We start from the raw sequence: 20,056 nt of genomic DNA, 5'->3' as shown, positions 1-20,056 counted from the left end.
CCGCGCCCGGATCACCCACCGGCGCCGGCGCCGGCCACCGGATCGGCAACCTCGACGACCGCGGACCCGGGTCGGCGGCAGGGACGGGCACCACGCCCACCCCGGCCACCGGCCCGGGTCCCACGCATGCCCGGGCAGTTCCCCGGCGGATGCGGGGCGCCGGTCGGAGCCGGGATCCTCGACGCGCTGACGGCGACGGCGGCGGCGGCAATTCGAGGAGCGCGATCGGGGCGCGGGGCCGCAAAATCGGAGGTTCCGCTTCCTTGAGATTGTCAACGATATGCGGCGGTGTCACGGCCGGAAAATATGCGGGCGGATCCGGCCGGGCGGCGAAGATCGATCTCGTCCACGATCTCCGCCACGCGCGACCCGCATCGCGCGCGTTCGGTCGATATCCAAGGTAAAGCGCCTGATCAATGGCACCTCGACAGTTGTCAAAGATTGGGGAACCGGAATACGATCTTCGCGTTTCCCATCCGGCGCCGGTTAATCGATCTTCCCGGGAGGGTCGCCGCGACGCACTAGCCAAGCCGCCGGTGCTGCTATAGAGTCTATCTCGGTCATCAGCCCGTGCGAACTCGCACGAAAAGATTTGATGACGCGACTCTCCGGTTAAATCAAAGTGAATAGCTGAGTAATAGCCGTTCCGAAGCTTCTCCGCGGAGTCGGTACCCCTTCCTCCAGTCGCCACCGACTCATTGGACGGACCGGAACCGGGTCTCCGCGACCTGCCTGTCGTGCTCGAAATCGAGCATAAGCGGGCAGGGAATCTCGTGTGCGTAAAATCCGACCACTTGTCGCCGCCCGGCGTGCGCCGCGGACAACCGTTCGACTTCCGCAGCGCGTGGCGGCCAACCTCCGAGAAGCATCTGTCGTGAAGCTCCGCGTGGGCCGGTTCCCGGCGCACCGGGGCTGTTCCCCGGCCGTGTCGCGAGTTACGCGCGTTGCGCAGGGGGATTTCGCCGGATGACCAGTCCTGCGCGAGTGCTGGGAGTGTCGTCGAGCCGTGGGGAAATCAGTCGAAAACCGTATTCCGGGTAAAAACGAACCTCAGTCGGCGCAGTACCGCTGTGTCGGCATCGGAGTCGGTCCTGCCAACCTGAGCCTGGCGTCGCTGCTGCACGGGCGCTCGGAGACACCGAATCTCTTTCTCGACCAGAAGGAGCAGTTCGGCTGGCACGACAATCAGCAGATACCCGGCGCGTCGTTACAGGTGTCGCTGCTCAAGGATCTCGTCATCCTCTCCGACCCGACGAACGGGTTTTCCTTCCTCTCGTATCTGCACGAACAGGGGAAGATCTACCACTTCATCAACGCCCAGTACGACGCGGTTCCCCGTCGGGAATTCAGGAATTATCTGGAGTGGGCGAGCCGGCGCAACGAGAACATCGTGTTCGGCGAAAAGGTGGTCTCCGTCGAATTCGACGACGCGGATGATTCATTCGTCGTGCACACCAGTCGCCGCACCGTGACCGCGGAGAACATCTGCGTCGGTGTCGGCACCAGACCCTGGGTTCCGGAGCAGGCTCGGGACAAGCTCGGCGACACCCAGTTCCACGTCTCCGACTTCATCGACGGAACGCGCGCGGGACTCGTCGGCAAGAGGGTTGCCGTGGTCGGTGGCGGCCAGTCCGGAGCGGAGGCGTTCCTGGACCTGATATCACGGACGCCGAAGGAATTACCCCGGCGTGTGACGTGGATATCGCGGCGCGGGAACTACTTTCCCATCGACGACTCGCCGTTCACGAACGAGTACTACATGCCGAGCTACTCGGAGTACTTCTCCGGCCTGGACAAGGCGGTGCGCGAGTCGCTCAACAATCGCAACGTGCTGAGCAGCGACGGCATCTCGGAATCGACGCTGCGGGAGATCTACCAGCGCTGCTACGAGCACCGCTTCATCGACGGGGCGCAGGATCTGCTGGCGCTGCTTCCCAATCGTGGCGTCACCGACGTGAGCGGGAACGAGTCCGGCGGGTGGACCATCAAGATGGGCCACAACGACCGACCGGGTGTGGTCGAGCACGTGGATGTGGACACCATCGTGTGGGCCACCGGATTTCGTCCGGCGTCGACGGATTTCCTCGCGCCGATCGAAAGCCGACTGGAGCGCGAGGGCGACGAGTACCGCATCGACCGGGACTTCGCCGTGCAATGGGACGGCCCCCGCGATCGCCTGATCTTCATGCAGAACGCGGCGCGCGGGCAGCGCGGACTGGCGGATCCCAATCTGAGCCTGACCGCCTGGCGCAGCCGGCGCATCCTCGACCGGCTTCTGGGCGTGGGCTCCGACGAACAACTGCCGTCGTTCGTGGAGTGGTCCGCCAAGCCGCCCGTCGACGAACTGGACGCTCTGTGAGCCCGGAACGCACCGATGTGGCCGTCGTCGGGGCGGGAATCGTCGGGTGCCTGGTCGCCCGGGAGATCACCGCACGCGCGCCGCGGGCATCGGTCGTACTCCTGGACCGGGACACCGTCGGTGCCGGCGCGAGCCGGCGGTCGGCGGGACTGCACTGTCCGCGCGGCGCGACGGAGCGGGTTCGGCGCATGACGGCGTACAGCCAGGACTACTACGCCCGGCTCAAGCACCGCACCCCGGAACTGCCCATCCACGCGGTACCGATGTCGGTGGTCGCCTCGCCCGCGAACGCGGCCCGAGTGCGCGAGATCTACCTCGACAGCGCCGGGTTGACCCGGATCGACACCGTGACCGGCGGTCCCGCCCCGTCCGACCCCACCGGCACCCCGCCCGAGCGCGGTCCGGCCGAGCGGGATGGACCCGCCGACCTCCGCCTCCCCGAGCACGCGCGGATCTGGAACTGTCGAGGCGCCCAATACGCCGACGTGTACGCCCTGGTCCACGACCTCGCCCGCGAGCTCCGTCCCCGGGTGACCCTGCGCGAGGGCGTCCACGTGGACGCGGTCCGCGCCCTCGCCCACGCGAGCCCGGCCCGCGACACGAGCGTGAACGGCGTCGAACTCACCCTCGGCACCGGCGAGACGCTGACCGCGGATCGGGTCGTGCTGGCGCCGGGCCCCTGGCTCGCCGAGCCCGCGTGGCGGGAGTTGCTCGCCCCGCTGGGCGCCCGGGTCAAGAAGATCGTCGCCCTGCACATCGAGCGGGTCCCGACCCGCACCGACCGGGCCGTCGTCTTCCAGGACGAGGACGCCTTCCTGCTGCCCCTGCACGCCTCGGGGCACTGGCTGTTCAGCTACACCTGCACGACCTGGGACGTCGATCCCGACGACCTGGTGGACGGGCTGTCCGCGGCCGACGTCGACCAGGCGCGCGCGAGCCTGCGCCGCTACGCCCCCGAACTGGCCGAACGCTGCGTCTCGGGCCGGGTGTTCTGCGACGCGTACAGCCCCACCGGCGAACCGCAGGTGCGGGCGCTGGGCGGGGGGCGCGTCGTCTTCGCCGGCGCCGCCAACGGTTCCGGGTATCGGCTCGCCCCGGCGATCGCGGCGGAGGCCGCGGACCTGCTGGACCTGTCCTCGATTCCTCCGCACGCGTGGGAGAAGCAAAGGAGTCTGTCGTGAAGATCAGCACCTACCGCCCCGACGCCCCCCGCGCCGCCGACGGCGTCGCCGTGGCCGCCGTCGAGGCGGGCTCCGCGACGCGGCTGGGTGTCGGCGCGACCTGGGTCGGCATCGCCTCCGGCACCCGCTCGGAGCCGCATCAGCACGACGAGACCGAGACCTGGGTGTTCGTCTCCGGCACCGGGGAACTGACCGTGGACGCCGAGCGCCATCCGGTGTCCGCCTCCACCGTCGTGCAGTTCGAGCCGTTCGAGACGCACTCGGTGGAGAACACCGGCGACACCGACCTGCTGTTCGTCAGCTTCTACTGGCGCGACGGCGAACGAGCGGTACACGCGGCCGAGGACACCGGGCACCGCGGGTTCGGCAAGCGTCCCGTGTTCGTCTTCTCCTCCGCGCCCACGCCCAACGGCGACCTGCACCTGGGGCACCTGTCCGGGCCGTTCTTCGGCGCCGACGTGTTCGTCCGGCACCAGCGCATGCTCGGCGCCGACGCGTGGCACATCACCGGCAGCGACGACTACCAGAACTACGTGGTGGCCGCCGCCCGCCGGGAGGGCCGCACTCCGGCGCAGACCGCCGCGCACTACAGCGCCGAGATCCTGGCCACGCTGAAGCTGATGGACATCGACGTCCATCGGTACACCGCGACCAGCCGCGACGACGCCTACCCGGCGGCGTTGCGCACCTTCTTCTCCCGGCTGACCGCCTCGGGGACCGTGGCGCCGAGGGAGGGTGCCGCGCTGTTCGCCGCCGACACCGGCGAATACCTGTACGAGTCGGGGGTCACCGGCCGCTGCCCCACGTGCGACGCGGACAGCGGCGGGAACGTCTGCGAGACGTGCCTGGAACCCAACGTGTGCACCGACCTGGTCGAGCCGCGCTCCGCCGCGTGCGACGCGCCTCCGCGCGAGAGTGCGCTGGTGCGCTACACCTTCCCGGTGCACGAGTTCGGGAAGGTGGTCACCGACCACCACCGGCTCGGACGCGTCCCGGCGGGGGTCAAGGAACTGGCCGAACGGCTGTCCCGCCGCGAGCGGTTGAACATCCCGGTCACGCACCCGGCCGAATGGGGCATCGCGCCCACCGAGTCCGACGTACCGGGCCAGGTCATCTGGTCGTGGCTGGACTACGCCTTCAGCATCCTCCACGGCATCGGGGCACTCGGCCGCGACCTGGGCCGCGACTGGGCCGCGGACGACCCCGGGGCCGACTGGAAGATCGTGCACTTCCTGGGTTCGGACGGCAGCTTCTTCCACCCGATGTTCATCCCGGCGCTGTACCGCGTCGCGCATCCGCGATGGCAGCCGGACATCGACTACCACATCAACGAGTTCTACCTGCTGGAGGACAGCAAGTTCTCCACCAGCCGCGGCCACGCGATCTGGGGCAAGGACGTGCTGAACCCGCGCACGGTCGACTCGATCCGCTTCTACCTGGCGCTGACCCGTCCCGAGGGCCGACGCACCAGCTTCTCCCCCGACGCGTACGAGGGCTTCGTCCGCGACACGCTGGTCGGCACGTGGCAGGCCTGGCTGAACGACCTGGGCGAGCGCGTCGCGAAGCGGTACGGCGGTGTGGCGCCCGACGCCGGCACCTGGCGGCCCGAGCACGCGGCCTTCCTGGCCCGCCTTCAGGCGCGCCGATCCGCGCTGACCGGAGCCCTCGGGCAGGACGGCTTCTCGCTCAACCGCGCGGCGGAACTGTTGGACGGCATCGTCACGGACGTCACCACCTTCGCCCGTCTCCAGGCCCCGGCCGCGGACGTGGCGGACTTCAAGGACGAGGCGCGCACGGTGGTCGCCCTCGAACTGGCGGCCGCCCGACTGCTGGCCACGTGCGGCGCGCCGGTGATGCCGAGGTTCGCGAACCGCCTGTCGACCGCGCTCGGCGTACCCGCGCCGACCCGGTGGCCCACCGGGGTCGACCTGGTGCCCGCCGGAACCGCCGTCGACCTGGCCGGCCAGGTGTTCTTCGCCGCCCCGGGGACAGCCGACCCGGCGCCCTCGAACCCCGCTTCCTCGAACCTCCCTTCCTCGAACCCCGCGTCCTCGAACCCCGCGTCCGAACAACCGACTTCCGAGCGGCCGGCTCCCGAACAACCGGCTTCCGAACAACCGGCCCCGCCGCTGCTCCCCTGGTTCAGCGGCCTGGTCCGCGATCTCCTGCGCCTGCCCGCGGACGAGCCCGTGCGGGACCGGTCCCTGGTCCAGCTCGGCATGGAATCGTTGCAGGCCATTGCCCTGCAGTACCAGCTCACCGAGCAGGTCGACGCCGACGTGCCCATCGAGGAGCTGCTCGGTGCCCGCACCGTCGCCGAACTGAGCGCGCTGATCGCCGAGGGCCTGGACCCGGACGACGTAGCCGCACACGCGGAGGTGCGGGCGTGAGTCACATCCGGGTTCTCCGCGAGATCGAGGCCAGGGGTCTGACCATCACGGCCGCCGGGGCCGACCTGCGCCTGCAAGGCCCCAGGGAGCGCATGGATCCCGATCTGCTGCGCCTGATCAAGGAGCACAAGGCGGAACTCGTCGCCCATCTGGACGCGCCGGACGGCTTCGCGATGACCGACCTGCAACGCAGCTATCTGGTCGGGCGGGGCGAGCACGTCGAGATGGGCAACGTGGCCAGCCACGTCTACCACGAGATCGCGGGCGTCTGGGACATCGACCGCCTGGAGGCGGCGCTGCGGGCGGTGGTGGCGCGCCACGGCGCGTTACGCACCCGCTTCACGCCCGACGGTCGACAGGTCCGGGAGCAGGACGTCGACGTGCGCGTGGCGCGCCTGGACCTGCGCGGCGCGTCCGAGCCGGCGCAGCACGAACATCTGCTCGCCGAGCGCGAGTCGCGCTCGCATCGCATCCTGCCCGCCGATCGCGCGCCGCTGCTGGTGGTCGACGTCACCGTGCTGGCGAACGACCGGATGGTGCTGCACGTCGACCACGACGGTCTGGTCATGGACGCCATCAGCATGTTCCTGTTCTTCCGCGACTGGCGCCGCGCCTACGACGCGCTGGGGAACGCGACGGGCGAGTCGGCCGGGGAAACGACCCGGGAGGCGGGCGCCGAGCACGCGGATCCGCCGGAGGAGGCGTCCTTCGAGGCGTACGTGGCCGCGGTGGAGGCCGCGCGCACCCGTGCCCCGGCGAAGCGCGCGCGCAAGTACTGGCTGGACCGGCTCGAGGATCTCGCGCCCGCTCCGGACCTGCCGCTGCGTACGAGTCCCTCCTCGATCGTGGCACCGCGCTTCTCGGCGCACTTCGCGCGGCTGACCGAGCCGCAGTGGATCGCGCTCAAGGCCCGGGCGGCGACGGCCGGACTCACCCCCTCCGCACTGCTGTTCGCGATCTACGCGGACACCCTCGCGGCGTGGGGCGCCGGTTCGCGCTTCACGATCAACACCACGGTGGCGAACCGTCCGCCGATCCACCCGCGCATGTTCGAGGCCGTCGGCAACTTCTGCGAGACGATGCTCGTCGAGATCGAGGTGGATCGGCGAATTCCCTTCGTGGAGCGGGCGCGCGCGCTCCAGGCCGGGCTGCGCCGGGGGTTGGACAACCGGCACTTCACCGGCATCGAGGTGCTGCGCGAGGCGGGTCGGCGCGGCGACGGTGCGGCGCGCGGGCCGATGCCGTACACCTTCAACAGCGCGCTGGGCTACGCGTACGCCGACGTCGACGGCTCGGCCCTGGAGGCGTTCGGCGCGGAGGTGTTCACCTCCAGCCAGACACCGCAGGTGTGGCTGGACGTGTCCACGTTCGAGCAACACGGCGGTGTGGTGGTGCAATTCGACAGCGTGGACGGGCTGTTCCCGGACGGTCTGGTCGCGGACCTGGTGTCCGGCTACCAGCGCCTGATGGAGGCCCTCCTGGCCGAGGAGGCATGGTCGGCGACCACGTTCGACCTGCTGCCCGAGGCGCAGCGCGAGCGCCGCCGGGCGGCCAACACGACCACCGTGACGCTGCCTTCGCCCGGGATGCTCACGGACGCGTTCCTGGCGCACGTGGAGCGCGCGCCGAACGCGCCCGCGGTGCTGACCGGCGCCGCGTCGTACAGCTACGCGCACGTGTACGGGCACGCCGCGCACGCCGCCGCGTGGTTGCGCGCCCGGGATGTGGGCCCGGACGAGTTGGTCGGGCTGGTGATGCGCCGCGGGCCCGAGCAGATCGTCGGCATCCTCGCCGCGCTGCTCGCCGGGGCCGCGTACCTGCCCGTCGACGCGGCCCTCCCGCGGGCCAGGCGCGCGTACATGCTGGGCAACGGCCGGGCGCGGGTGGTCCTGACCAACGACGCCGAGGCCGCCGTCGGCGACGACACCGGGCACGAGGTCCTGGTGCTCGACGCGAACCGCCCGTTGCCGCCCGTCCCGGTGCCCGATCCGCGTCCGGTGCCCGGCGCGAACGACGACGACCACCTGGCGTACGTGCTGTACACGTCGGGGACCACCGGCGAGCCCAAGGGCGTGATGGTCAGCCGCAAGAGCGTGGCCAACGTGGTCGCCGACTGCAACGCGCGGTTCGCCGTCGGGCCGGCGGACCGGTTCTTCGGGATCAGCGCCTTCAACTTCGACCTGTCCGTCTACGACGTCTTCGGCGCCCTGTGTTCGGGTGCGGCCGTGGTGTTGCCGGACGCGGACAGGGCGGCCGATCCCGCGCACTGGTTGCGGTTGTGCGGCGAGCGGGGCGTGAGCGTGTGGAACTCGGTTCCGGCGATCGTGTCGCTGCTGCGCGACCAGGCGGCCGAGGGCACCGACGCGCTGGGCACGCTGCGACTGGTGATGATGAGCGGCGACCGCATCCCGCCGACGTTGCCGCTGGACCTGCGCAAGCTCGGGTTGAACCCGCGGATCGTCTCGCTGGGCGGGCCCACGGAGACCACGATCTGGAACGTGTCGCACCCGATCGGCGAGGACGAGGACGGCTCGCGCAGCATCCCGTACGGCCGGCCGAACGCGAACAACCGGGCGTACGTGCTGGACGAGTACCGGTGCGACGTGCCCGACGGGGTCACCGGCGAGATCTGGGCCGCCGGGGTGGGCCTGGCACGTGGCTACTGGGGCGACCCGGAGTTGACCGCCGAGCGCTTCGTGATCGACCCGGAGCGGGGCGAACGCCTGTACCGGACCGGGGATCTGGGCCGCTACCTGCCGGACGGCGAGATCGACATCCTCGGCCGTGGCGACTTCCAGATCAAGGTGAACGGCTATCGCATCGAGGCCGGCGAGGTGGAGACCCGCCTGGTCGCGCTGCCCGCCGTGGAGCGTGCGGTGGTCTCCCGACAGGGCGGCGCGCGAGGCGATCGACTGGTCGCCCATCTCGTACCGGCCGGCGACGAGCGTCCGGACGTGGAGGCGGTGCGCGCGGCGCTGCGCGAGCATCTGCCGCAGTACATGATCCCCGCCGCGGTGTACTGGCACGCCGCGCTGCCGCTGACCCGCAACGGCAAGGTCGACCGGGCCAGGCTCGCGGAAGCCGCCGAATCCGCCGCGCCGTCGGCGTCCGCGCCCACCGCCGCCGACTCGGAACTGGAGCTGGTGGTCGCCGGGTTGTGGGCCAAGCCGCTGCGCGTCGCGGATGTGGACGTGGACGTCACCCGCCCGCTGTACGACCTGGGCGGCGACTCGCTGGTGGCCGCCCGCGTCCTGGCCGGGGTGCGCAAGCGGTTCGGCCTGACGATCACGCTGGACCGGCTTCCGGAGGTGGACACGGTGCGCACGATGGCCGCGCACATCGAGCGCGGCCTGGCCGAGCGCGACGGGGCGGGGGCGAGCGCGACATGAGCGACTCGGTGATCAACCACATCGTCTCCCGAGCCCCCGCCCCCGGCCCGCACATCTCCTTCTTCCGGCTCGGCGGGATCCGGACGATGGAGCTGACCGAATTGCACGCGCGCGCCGGGCGCCTCGCCCTGTGGTTGCGCGACCTGGGCATCGATCGGGGCGACCGGGTCGGCATCCTGGCCGCGAACTGTCTCGAGTGGGTGCTGCTGGATCTCGCGGCGATCCGCCTGGGCGCGGTGACGGTGGGCTTCGATCCGGCCAAGTTCGACACGGACACCGGTCTGCGCGAGCGCTACCGCCTGGGCGTGCTGTTCACCGACGGCCCGCCGCGGGCCCCGGGCAGCAGGGCTCTCGCGGAGGTCGACGCGGCGGCGAGCACACCGGACGACGGCCGCGTCCCGGAGCCGATCGTCCACACGCCCGAGGACGTGTTGTCGCTGAAGCTCACCTCGGGCAGTACCGGCGAGCCCAAGACGCTCACCGCGTCCGTCGGCAGCATCGACGACGATCTGCGCGCGGTCCAGGAGATGTTCGCGCACGGTGGTGCGGACAACCTGCTCGTGTTCCTGCCGCTGTCGGTGCTCCAGCAGCGCTACTGGACGTATTCCGCGCTGCGTTGGGGCCACGACGTGACTATCTGCACGTACGAGGCGGCGTTCCCGGCGTTGCGCCGGATCCGGCCGACGGTGGTGATGGGCGTGCCGGGCTTCTTCGAGACGGCCAGGAAGCACATCGAGGCCCGAATGGGTGGTGCCGGCGTCGGCGCCGACGAGGCGACCGCGCGGCGCGGCGCCGCGCGGCAGTTGTTCGGCGACCGCATCCGTTATCTGTGGACCGGTTCGGCACCGGCCTCGACCGGCACGCTGGCCTTCTTCGAGGACGCCGGGTTGCCGATCTTCGAGGGCTACGGGCTCAACGAGACGTGCATCGTCACCAAGAACCACCCGGGCGCGCACCGGCGGGGCAGCGTGGGACGCGTACTGCCGGGCAAACGGGTGTTGTTGGACGCCGAAGGGGTGATCCACGTGCGCGCCGAGCATCCGGTGTGCACGGGCTACGAACAGGCGCCGCCCGGAGTGTCCGAGCGGGTGTTCGCCGCGGACGGGACGGTGCGCACCAACGACATCGGCCACCTCGACGAGGACGGGTTCCTGTTCGTGCACGGTCGCGCCGACGACGTGATCGTGCTGGACAACGGCCGCAAGATCGTCGTCCGGCCGCTGGAGGAGCACATGAAGTCCAGCCCCGTGATCGAGGAGTGTGTGGTGTTCTGCCCCACGCAGACCCGTCTGGTCGCGGTGGTCTCGCCCGCCGCGGAGCCGGTCGGGCCCGCCGAGGAGCGCGCCATCGCCGAGCAACTGGCGCGCACCAACGCCGCGTTCGGCCAGGACGAGCAGATCCGCGCGGTGGTGGTGGCCAGTCCTCGGTTCAGTGTCGAGAACGGGCTGCTCACCTCTCAGCTCAAGGCCAGGCGCGGGCGCATCCTCGACGCCTACCGTTCCCGGATCCACGACCCCCAGGGAAGCATCCATGCAGTGCGAGATTGAGACGGTGGCCAGGAGGAACCTGGCCCAGGTGTTGGAATCCGGCGTCGCGCCCCAGGACATCGACCCGGATCAGGACATGGTCGGCACGTACGGGTTGACCTCGCTGAACAAGGTCCTGTTCCTGATGTCCGCCTGCGACGATGCCGGGGTGGACCTGGCCTGCTTCACCGAACCCGACGTGGCGGCCATGAGCACGCTGCGCGATGTGACCGAGGCGCTGTCGCGCCACGCCGGAAAGGTGGCTTGAGATGACCTGGGTGCGGACCGCGTCGACGACGCTGGAGAACGAGCACGTCCTGCTGCGGCCGATCGTGCCCGAGGACCGCGAGGCGGTGCGCAAACAGGCGATGGACCCCGAGATCTGGCGCTACTTCGTGCTGGTGATCGCCACCGACGCCGAGTTCGACGCGTTCTTCGACGCGGCCCTGGCCGATCAGGCCGCCGGTCGCCGCGTCGTCTACAACGTGATCGACAAGTCCGTGGACCGCACGGCGGGCAGCATGAGCTTCTGCGGCATCGCCGAGCCGGACGGGCGGCTGGAGATCGGCTGGTCGTGGCTGGGCGCCGAGTTCCGGGGCAAGGGCATCAACCGCTGGGCGAAGTTTCTCATGCTGGAGCACGCCTTCGAACAACTGAACGCCGAGCGCGTGGAGTTCAAGACCGACGTGCTCAACCTCCAGGCGCGCGCCGGGCTGCGCAACATCGGAGCCACCGAGGAGGGCGTGCTGCGCAGCTTCAATCCGATGCCCGGCGGCAGGCGCCGCGACGCGATCTACTACAGCGTGCTGCGCGCGGAATGGCCGTCGGTGCGCGCGCAGTTGCTCGCCGGGCCCAAGGTGACGCGACCGACGGGGAAGGCATGAGCGGGGCCGGCCCGCGGGTGCCGGTGGTACGGGCTCGGGGCGACGCCTTCGAATGCGGCCGCCGGCACGGCGTCGAGCGCGCCGAGAGCCTGCGCGCCTTCCTCGACGACGGGCTGGCCCGGCTGAACCGGATCATGCCGGCCCCGGTGTCGTGGGCGACGCTGAGGCCGACACTGGACGCGTACCGGGTCGAGATCGAGGCCCAGACGCCGTTGCTGGCCCAGGAGTTGCGCGGGCTGGCCGAGGGCGCGGGGCTCGGTGCCGACGAGGCGCTGCTGCTGCAGATCCGGCGCGAGATCATGGGGTACCAGCGCATACCGACCATGGGTGACTGTACGACGTACGCCGTCGGCGGCGCGGCCGGCCCGGTGCTGGCGCAGACCGTGGACCTCAACGGCGACCTGGACGACCAGATCTGCGTCCTGGACATCGCGCGGACCGGCTCGCCCCGCCGGGTCCTGGTGCTCGGCTTCGGTGGGCTCCTGGGCTACCTCGGGGTCAACAGCGACGGGCTGGCGGTCGGGCTCAACCTCGTGCTCGGCGGCCGGTGGCGACCGGGCCTGCCGCCCTACCTGGCCATCCGCCACCTGCTGGACAGCGCCCGCGACGTCGACGACGCGGTACGGATCCTGCGCACCCTCAGACTGGCGAGCTCGCGCAACCTGGTCCTGTGCGACACCCGCAAGACGGCGTGGGTGGAGATCCTCGGCGGCGACCTGCGGGTGAGCGAGTCCTCGACCAGCACGCACACCAACCACTTCCTGCACCCGGACTTCGTCGCACACGACGAACTCAACGTCTTCGCCCGCAACTTCTCCCGGCAGCGGCTGGACGCCTGCCGTGCCGGCCTGACCGAGCTGGCGCCCGACGCGGGCGTCGAGGAGCACTTCGCGCTGCTGTCGCGGGCGCCGATCCGGGTCGAGGGCAACGGCGACGTGCGCCGTGAGCACACGGTGGCGGCCGTGGTGTTGCGGCCGGACCTGGGCGAACTGCACGTGCGGCCGGGCGATCCGGCACTGCATCGCACCCACTCGTTCTCGCTGCGCGCTCCCGTGGCCCACGGCGCCGCACCGACGGAGGTGATCTCGTGAGTGTGTCCGTGACCGGCGACGGCTGGTTCGTCACGCGTGACGGCGCCGCCGCACACACCCCGCGCGTGTACTGCTTCGCGCACGCCGGCGGCGACTCGCGTTCGTTCCTGTCCTGGCAGGAGGAGCTGGGCGACGAGGCCGAACTGGTCGCGGTGTGCCCGCCCGGCCGCGCGCACCGGGCCCGCGAGGCACGACCCACGCTGGCGGAGTTCGCGCACGGCGCGGCCTCGGCGATCCGGGCCCGGGCCAAGGAGTCGGGCGCCGACGGCACCCGGCCGGTGTACCTGTTCGGGCACAGCCTGGGCAGCCTCGTCGCGTTCGAGACCGCCCGTCGGCTGCGCGATCTGCCCACGCTACGGCGGTTGTTCGTCTCCGGGGTGTCGGCCCCCTCGTTGGCGCCCTCGCAGCGCGTTCGCCATCTCGCGGCCCTGGAAGGCCGGGAGTTCGCCGAGGCGCTCCAGTTCTTCGAGGGTCTGCCCCCGGAGGTGATGGCCCAGGAGGAGGTGCTGGACCTGCTGCTGCCCGGCGTGATCGCCGACTTCCGGATGGCCGCCGGATACGAGTACACCCCGGCCGCCCCGCTGGCGGTGGGCGTCACGCTCGTCGCCGGCCGCGACGACCCCTACCTGTCCCCCGACAAGCTGGCGTTGTGGGACCGGGAGTGCGTGAGCCCGCCCGAGTGCCACTGGGTCGACGGCGGCCACTTCCACTTCCGCGACAAGGGCCCCTCGGCGGTGATCGACCTGCTGCTGACCGCCGTTCGGGCCGACCAGCACATCGAAGTCATCTGACCCGGCCGGTGCACCCCGAACGCATCGCAAGCACATCGGAAGGAACGGCAATGCTGCTCGACCCGGCAGACCGGTACCGAAGGGGCCTCGCCTTCAAGGAGGCGCACGAGAGCGATCAGGCGTTCGTGGTGGCGAACGCGTGGGACGCGGGCAGCGCCCGCCTGCTCACCGGGCTCGGCTTCACCGCGCTGGCGACCACCAGCGCGGGCCTGGCCTTCGCGCTGGGCCACTCCGACGGCGTGAACCTCTTGGATCGCGAACAGGCGCTGGACAACGCGCGCGCGATCGTGGCCGCGACGCCGCTGCCGGTCAGCGCCGACCTGGAGAGCTGCTACGGCGCGTCCGGCGAGGAGATCGCCCACACTATCCGGCTGGCCGCCGACGCGGGCCTGGTGGGCGCCTCCATCGAGGACGCCACCGGCGACCCGGACGACCCGATCCTGCCGATCGAGACGGCAGTGGAGCGGGTGGCGGCGGCCGTCGAGGCGGCCCGGGCACTGCCGTTCCCGTTCACGCTGACCGCGCGGGCGGAGAACTTCCTGTACGGCCGGGGTGATCTCAAGGACACCATCGTGCGGCTCCAGGCCTACGAGGCGGCGGGCGCCGACGTGTTGTACGCGCCGTGTCTGCCGGACGTCGAGGCGATCCGCACCGTGTGCGCGGTGCTCGATCGGCCGGTCAACGTGCTCGCGGGGGTCGGCCCGGCCTTGTCGGTCGGGGAGTTGCGCGAGTGCGGCGCCCGGCGGATCAGCCTGGGTTCGGCGTTCGCCCGGGCCGCGCTGGGCGGCTTCCTGCGCGCGGCGCGCGAGGTGCGCGAGCACGGGACGTTCGCCTTCGTCGGGCAGGCCGTGCCCTACGCCGAGGTGAACGCGCTGATGTCCGAGCCGGCCGCCGAACCGGAGGAGGACTCGTGACCGGCCCGTCCGCCCACCTGCACGGGCCGCGGTACGTCCTGGGCGAGTTCGAGGTCCCGCACACGAGCATCGCCAACCTGGCCGCGCGCGCCGCCGAGTTCAAGATGGCGCCGACGCCCGGCCTGTGGGGCTGGGGGTCCGTGCGCCGGACCGAGCGAAGCCTGGAGGCGATGGCGGCGCAGAGCGCCGCCGCGACCCTGCGGGCCACGGCGAGCGGCGCCGACGCGGTCGTACTGTGTTCCACCCGGGTGCCCGGTCCCTCGGCGGGTCACGGCGCGTTCATGGAGACCTTCCTGGCCGAGTCGGGCCTGGACGACGTCCCCTTCTACGGACAGAACATGAACCGCTGCGTGAACCTGCTGGCCGCGATCGACACCGCGACCGCGTTCGTCCGCGCCGGCCGCCACCGGCGGGTGCTGGTGGTCACCACCGACAGCGCCGCGCACGAGGACGACCGGATGGCGAGCTACGCGCTCTTCAGCGACGGGGCGGCGAGTTGCCTGGTGGCGGCCGAGGGTGAGGTCCGGGGCGGCTACGAGATCCTCGCCTGCGCGAGCGCCCAGGACCCGGTCGGGCTGGCGCACACCAACGAGATCAGCGCGGACCTGGCCCGCACGGTGAACGAGCGCCTGCTCACCCCCCTGGGGATGAAGCCGGGCGACATCGCGGGCCTGCTGCACGCGAACATCTTCAAACCCGTGATCGTGATGAAGGAACGGCAGGCCGGTTTCACCCCGGCCCAGCTCCATCTGGACAACATCACCCGGGTGGGCCACTGCTTCGCCGCCGATCCGCTGATCAACCTGGTCGACCGGGCCGAGGCGGGGCACGTCGAACCGGGCCGGCACTACCTGCTGGCCGCCGGCGTTCCCGGTCAACGGATCGGAGTGCTGCTGCGCAGGGCCGCCGGATGACCGTGGACGACACCCCGAGAAGGAGGCCCAAGATGACCACCGCCCCGCGTACGCCGGGCCGCGACCGTGGCTTCGTGCCCTTCGTCCTTCCCGACACCATCGACGCGCTGCCGCACCGGCCCTTCGCGTTCAGTCGCGCCGGCTGGGAGGAGGCCCGGGCGGCCACGCTCGCGGAGCCGAACGAGTTGTTCCGGCTCCTGCTGCGCGACCAGGAGTCGGAGTCGACGCTCCTGGTCGCCCGGCGGGTGATCGACGCCTTCCTGCCCGCGGCACAGGACCGGGCCCCGGACCCGACAGCCCACGCCGACGTCGACGCCGACACGATCGCCGCCGAAGTGCGGGCCGTCCGGGACGAGTCGGCCGCGGTCCTGGCGGCCCTGACCCGATCGGGCCCGCAGGCGCGCGCGAACGCCCTGCGCGAGCGCGCGCCGCTGGCCCTGTCGGCCGGCTGCCGGTTGGACACCATCTCCCAGCCCGCGACCCAGCCCTCCGTCGTCGTCAACCGGCTCTTCGCCCACCACCTGGCGCTGCGCGGCGGCGGCAACGCCGAGCGCGGCCAGGCCCGGTTGCGCCGGCGCGCGCTGGAGAGCGCGGGCGTATTCCTGCCGGAGATCGCCGCCGCCGACTTCCTGGACAAGGCCCGGGCCCGCCCGCTCACCGCCCTGCACGGCAGCTTCCACCTGGCCCTGTCCCGGCTGCCCGCCACCTTCCTGCCCGAGGTCTCGGGCGTGCACTACGCCTGCCACGCGCTCGGCGTGGACGACCTGCTCGCCGACACCGCGCCGCTGCTGCCCGAGCCGGACCTGCGCGAGGTGCTGGCCGAGCACCTGGCGCTGGCCGGTCCGGCCGCGCGGCGCAGGTTGTACACGGCCGTGCGACTGACCCTGGACCTGGAGCGGGAGCACGTCGCGATGCTCGCCGAACTCGGTGCCTGGCGCGAGAGCCTCACCCTGGAGTCGAAGGTCGCCGGGATCATCGCGCGCCACGCCCCGCTCGCCGGCCGCCAGCACGGCGACGTGCGGATCGGCGGCAAGGCGCTGACGGACGTCTTCGGCGCGGCCCGGATCGACCTCGCCGGCTTCCTGGCCGACCTGCGCGAGTCCGGCCGGCTGCGCGGGCCCGGCAACGGCGACTGCCGGCTCCTGGACGCGATGCGCTTCGGCGGGCCGATGTTCGGGATCTTCGACGAGCACGAGGCGGCGACGTTGCGGGCCTGGGCGGCGAGCGTCCAGGCCGGCGAGCGGCCCGCCATCGAGATCTCGCCCGAGACCGCCGGTGACGAGGCGGCCGAGCGCAGGCGGGCCGCGATCGCCCGCAGCGCGCCCGCCGACGTCGTGATCGCCGAGGCCGAACCGCGCGACCACCGCGAGTTGTTCCACCGCCTGGTCAACATCGAGAACTTCCCCAACACCCTGCCGATCGCCGCCGAGCGGGCCGAGCGCTGCTTCCGGGACGCGGAGATCCTGTTCGTGCACGGCGCCGGCGGCAGGTACACCGACGCGACCTGGTTCGACTACAGCCCGCAGGCGCTCTACGAGCGGGCCGAGCGGGTCTACTGGGAGAAGCTGGTCGACCCGTACGAGCCGCTGCGCGAGATCCCGGACCGCGACGAGGTGCTCTTCCGGCAGTCCACCTACTACCTCACCTACCTCATCGACGGCGCCTGGCTGCACCGCCTCGGCAATCTCGGGCACGACGAGCGCGAGACCGACGCGATGTTGTTCGCCATCTACGCCGACGAGATGGGCAACGGCGACCTGCGCAAGAACCACATCACGCTGACCCACCGGGTGTTGGCCAGCGCGGGTATCCGGCTTCCGCACATCCGCGACGAGGCATTCATCGAGCAGGACGAACTCCCGGACGACCTCTACGGGTTCGCGATCCAGCAGTTGTGCATGTGCCTGTTCCCCGACCGGTTCCACAACGAGATCCTGGGCTACAACCTGGCGATCGAGATGTTCGGCTCCGGCGAGATGCGGCTGCACGAGTTGCAGAAGTTGCGCCACCACGGCATCGACGACTGCTACGAGCAGGCGCACCTGACCATCGACAACTTCTCCGCCGGGCACGCCAGGCAGGCCGCCGACATCATCGTCGGCTACCTCGACCGGGTGCGGCGCACCGTGGGCGAGGCGGCGGTGGCCGAACAGTGGCGCCGCGTGTGGCGCGGGTACGCCTCCTTCGCGTACTTCCTCGAACAGCCGATGCTCAAGCGCATATCCGCCGGCGACCCGCCCGCCGGCCCGGACACCCCGTCCCCCGGCGAGGTCGACGACCTGGCCGACCTGGTCATCTGAGTCGGCCCCGACCCCGCGAGACCACGAACCGGCAACCGGAGGACACCACATGGCCGACCCCCACCCGCGCACGACCGACGTCGGGATCACGATGCGACACGAGACGCGCGAGAGCGAGCGGCGGGCACCGATCGTGCCGGCCGACGCCGCGCGGCTGGTCGCGCACGGCATCACGCTCACCGTCGAGCACTCGCCGCAGCGCGCGTTCCCCATCTCGGACTATCTCGACGCCGGTTGCGTGGTCGCCGAGGCCGGTACCTGGCTCGACGCCCCGGCCGCGGAGTTCGTCGTCGGCCTCAAGGAACTGCCCGACGGGCCCTCTGCGTTGGCGCACCGACACGTGTACTTCGGCCATGCGTACAAGGGCCAGCGCGACGCCGCGGCGCTGCTGCGGCGCTTCGCGGCGGGTGGCGGCGCGCTGCTGGACATGGAGTACCTCACCGACGCGGACGGGCGGCGGCTGGCCGCGTTCGGGTATTGGGCCGGGTACATGGGCGCCGCGCTCGCGGTGCTCCGGCATCGGGGACGGCTGGACCTGCCGCTGCGACCGCTGGCGAAGGAGGCCCTGGACCGGATGTTGCGCGAGGCGTCCGGCGACGCGCGGCCGAGCGTGCTGGTCGTCGGGGCGCTGGGCCGGTGCGGGCGCGGCGCGCGGGACGCGCTGGCGGTCGCCGGGATCGAACCGACCTGCTGGGACGTCGCCGAGACCCGATCGCTGGACCGCGCGGCCCTGCTGGATCACGACATTCTCGTCAACGCCGTGCTGGTGACCGCGCCGACCCCGCCGTTCGTGACCGTCGATTCGCTGCGGTCCGGGCCTCGGCGACTGTCCCTGATCGCGGACGTCACGTGCGATGTCGCCTCGCGCGACAACGTGTTGCCGATCTACCACGACACCACCGATTGGCGCGAGCCGGTCCGCCCGCTGCGCGACGTCGGCGACCCGCTGGGCGTGATCGCCATCGACAACCTGCCGTCGCTGCTGCCTCACGAGGCCAGTGTCGCCTTCTCCGCCGAACTGACACCCCATCTGCTGACCCTGGGAGAACCCGGCCAACCCTGGCAGCGCTGTCTGCGGGTCTTCCGCGAGGCATGCGAAGCGAACGGCCTGGAAACGGAGAACATCCATGTCTGACGCGATACCCGCCGACGGAACCGTGCACTGGATCGGCACCGGCCTGTCCACCGGCGGCGGCTTGCGCGTGGTGGCCGACCGGGCCCGGCGGCTGCTGGTGTGGGGCCGCACCGACGCCAAGGCCGAGCGCTGCCTGGCCCGGCTGGGCCTGACCGACCGCGCCGGCGCCCGCACGTACGATCTCGGCCGGCTCGCCGAGGAGTTGCGCATTGGCGACATCGTGGTGTCGATGTTGCCCGCGAGCGAGCACCCCGCGCTGGTGCGGCTGTGCGTCGAGCGCAACGCCCACTTCGCGTGCAGCAGTTACGTCTCCGAGGGCATCCTGGCCGAGGCACCGGCCGCGGCGAAGGCCGGCCTGGTCGTGCTGACCGAGGCCGGCCTCGACCCGGGCATCGACCACCTGTTCGCCGACCTGCTGGTGGCCAGGGGCCGCGAGGTCGTCGGCGACGGCCCGGCCACGGTCGAGTTCACCTCGTACTGCGGCGGAGTCCCCGCCGAGCCCAACGAGTTCCGCTACCGCTTCAGTTGGGCACCACGCGGGGTGCTGAGCGCGCTGCGCGCACCGGCCCGCTACCTCGACGAGGGCGTCGAGCGGGTGGTCGACCTGCCGTGGACGGCGACCCGTCCGCACGTGCTCGACGGCGAGACGTTCGAGGCCTATCCCAACCGCGACAGCGTCCCCTACCTCGCCCAGTACGCCTTCCCGCCCGCCTGGCAGGCGCGCGTGTTCGTGCGCGGCACGCTGCGCCTGGAGGGCTGGCTGCGGGCCTGGGAGGACGTCTTCGCCACGGTGCGCACCGGCGACGGCGACCGCATCGCCGCCCTCGCCGACGAACTCGCCGCCCGCCATCCGACCACCGACGCCGACCGCGACCGGGTCGTGCTCGCCGTCGCGCTCGACATCCGCGGCGCGAACGGCGCTTCCTGGCGCGGCGAATACGTCCTGGACACGGTCGGCGACGCCGAGGAGAGCGCGATGGCGCGGTGTGTGTCCCTGCCGCTGGCGTACGGGATCACCGAGATCCTCGACGGGACGGCGCCCGCCGGCCTGCGCCAGGCCGCCCAGGGTGCCGAGGACGCCCGGCGGTGGCTGGCCTTCCTGAGCGCGAACGGCGTCGACTGGCGCTTCGACGAACAACGCCGGACGGGCTGAGCACCGGCTCGTCCCACGATCCACCGATC

At 71.5% G+C, this 20,056-nt stretch carries 14 protein-coding genes; all 14 read left to right on the top strand.

Going from position 1 to position 20,056, the window contains the following annotated elements:
* Positions 1-1,006: 1,006 nt before the first annotated feature.
* From ACWCPW_RS11685 to ACWCPW_RS11620, 14 genes are read left to right on the top strand one after another with little or no spacing between them, the layout of a single operon-like run.
* On the top strand, positions 1,007-2,359 hold the full coding sequence (locus tag ACWCPW_RS11685) for a lysine N(6)-hydroxylase/L-ornithine N(5)-oxygenase family protein (RefSeq protein ID WP_449761376.1): 1,353 nt from the start codon (positions 1,007-1,009) through the stop codon (positions 2,357-2,359).
* Complete coding sequence (locus tag ACWCPW_RS11680; protein ID WP_449761375.1) at positions 2,356-3,540, top strand: NAD(P)/FAD-dependent oxidoreductase; 1,185 nt, start codon at positions 2,356-2,358, stop codon at positions 3,538-3,540. Before ACWCPW_RS11685 ends, ACWCPW_RS11680 begins: the two co-directional genes overlap by 4 nt.
* Complete coding sequence (locus ACWCPW_RS11675; protein ID WP_449761374.1) at positions 3,537-5,930, top strand: class I tRNA ligase family protein; 2,394 nt, start codon at positions 3,537-3,539, stop codon at positions 5,928-5,930. Before ACWCPW_RS11680 ends, ACWCPW_RS11675 begins: the two co-directional genes overlap by 4 nt.
* Complete coding sequence (locus ACWCPW_RS11670; RefSeq protein WP_449761373.1) at positions 5,927-9,319, top strand: amino acid adenylation domain-containing protein; 3,393 nt, start codon at positions 5,927-5,929, stop codon at positions 9,317-9,319. The genes ACWCPW_RS11675 and ACWCPW_RS11670 overlap by 4 nt, the downstream gene beginning before the upstream one ends.
* A complete protein-coding gene (locus tag ACWCPW_RS11665) occupies positions 9,316-10,866 on the top strand; it encodes an AMP-binding protein (RefSeq protein ID WP_449761372.1) in 1,551 nt (516 codons plus the stop codon). Before ACWCPW_RS11670 ends, ACWCPW_RS11665 begins: the two co-directional genes overlap by 4 nt.
* Positions 10,850-11,113 carry an acyl carrier protein gene (locus ACWCPW_RS11660; protein WP_449761371.1) on the top strand — a complete coding sequence of 88 codons (264 nt, stop codon included), beginning with the start codon at positions 10,850-10,852 and terminating at the stop codon, positions 11,111-11,113. Before ACWCPW_RS11665 ends, ACWCPW_RS11660 begins: the two co-directional genes overlap by 17 nt.
* Before the next feature lies 1 nt (position 11,114).
* Positions 11,115-11,729, top strand: a complete 615-nt coding sequence (locus tag ACWCPW_RS11655) for a GNAT family N-acetyltransferase (RefSeq protein ID WP_449761370.1) — start codon at positions 11,115-11,117, stop codon at positions 11,727-11,729.
* Positions 11,726-12,820 carry a C45 family autoproteolytic acyltransferase/hydolase gene (locus tag ACWCPW_RS11650; protein ID WP_449761369.1) on the top strand — a complete coding sequence of 365 codons (1,095 nt, stop codon included), beginning with the start codon at positions 11,726-11,728 and terminating at the stop codon, positions 12,818-12,820. The genes ACWCPW_RS11655 and ACWCPW_RS11650 overlap by 4 nt, the downstream gene beginning before the upstream one ends.
* Complete coding sequence (locus tag ACWCPW_RS11645) at positions 12,817-13,611, top strand: thioesterase II family protein (RefSeq protein ID WP_449761368.1); 795 nt, start codon at positions 12,817-12,819, stop codon at positions 13,609-13,611. The genes ACWCPW_RS11650 and ACWCPW_RS11645 overlap by 4 nt, the downstream gene beginning before the upstream one ends.
* A gap of 50 nt (positions 13,612-13,661) precedes the next feature.
* Positions 13,662-14,525 carry an isocitrate lyase/PEP mutase family protein gene (locus ACWCPW_RS11640; protein WP_449761367.1) on the top strand — a complete coding sequence of 288 codons (864 nt, stop codon included), beginning with the start codon at positions 13,662-13,664 and terminating at the stop codon, positions 14,523-14,525.
* Positions 14,522-15,439, top strand: coding sequence for a 3-oxoacyl-ACP synthase (locus tag ACWCPW_RS11635; RefSeq protein WP_449761366.1), 918 nt, complete (start codon positions 14,522-14,524; stop codon positions 15,437-15,439). Before ACWCPW_RS11640 ends, ACWCPW_RS11635 begins: the two co-directional genes overlap by 4 nt.
* Before the next feature lie 32 nt (positions 15,440-15,471).
* The gene (locus ACWCPW_RS11630; RefSeq protein ID WP_449761365.1) at positions 15,472-17,739 is read left to right on the top strand and encodes an iron-containing redox enzyme family protein; all 2,268 of its coding nucleotides are present in this window, start codon (positions 15,472-15,474) and stop codon (positions 17,737-17,739) included.
* A 49-nt stretch (positions 17,740-17,788) separates the two neighbouring features.
* Positions 17,789-18,874 carry a saccharopine dehydrogenase gene (locus ACWCPW_RS11625; RefSeq protein WP_449761364.1) on the top strand — a complete coding sequence of 362 codons (1,086 nt, stop codon included), beginning with the start codon at positions 17,789-17,791 and terminating at the stop codon, positions 18,872-18,874.
* Positions 18,867-20,027, top strand: a complete 1,161-nt coding sequence (locus ACWCPW_RS11620; RefSeq protein ID WP_449761363.1) for a saccharopine dehydrogenase C-terminal domain-containing protein — start codon at positions 18,867-18,869, stop codon at positions 20,025-20,027. Before ACWCPW_RS11625 ends, ACWCPW_RS11620 begins: the two co-directional genes overlap by 8 nt.
* Positions 20,028-20,056 lie beyond the last annotated feature (29 nt).

It is taken from the genome of Embleya sp. NPDC001921, from assembly GCF_053594475.1.
Note: the sequence above shows the minus strand (reverse complement) of the source record. Positions and strands in the feature narration are given on the sequence as shown.

Bases quoted from the DNA above. Each gene is read 5' to 3' on its own strand.
- ACWCPW_RS11665 (WP_449761372.1), top strand. From the start codon at position 9,316: ATGAGCGACTCGGTGATCAACCACATCGTCTCCCGAGCCCCCGCCCCC.
- ACWCPW_RS11660 (WP_449761371.1), top strand. From the start codon at position 10,850: ATGCAGTGCGAGATTGAGACGGTGGCCAGGAGGAACCTGGCCCAGGTG.
- ACWCPW_RS11655 (WP_449761370.1), top strand. From the start codon at position 11,115: ATGACCTGGGTGCGGACCGCGTCGACGACGCTGGAGAACGAGCACGTC.
- ACWCPW_RS11650 (WP_449761369.1), top strand. From the start codon at position 11,726: ATGAGCGGGGCCGGCCCGCGGGTGCCGGTGGTACGGGCTCGGGGCGAC.
- ACWCPW_RS11640 (WP_449761367.1), top strand. From the start codon at position 13,662: ATGCTGCTCGACCCGGCAGACCGGTACCGAAGGGGCCTCGCCTTCAAG.
- ACWCPW_RS11630 (WP_449761365.1), top strand. From the start codon at position 15,472: ATGACCACCGCCCCGCGTACGCCGGGCCGCGACCGTGGCTTCGTGCCC.
- ACWCPW_RS11625 (WP_449761364.1), top strand. From the start codon at position 17,789: ATGGCCGACCCCCACCCGCGCACGACCGACGTCGGGATCACGATGCGA.
- ACWCPW_RS11620 (WP_449761363.1), top strand. From the start codon at position 18,867: ATGTCTGACGCGATACCCGCCGACGGAACCGTGCACTGGATCGGCACC.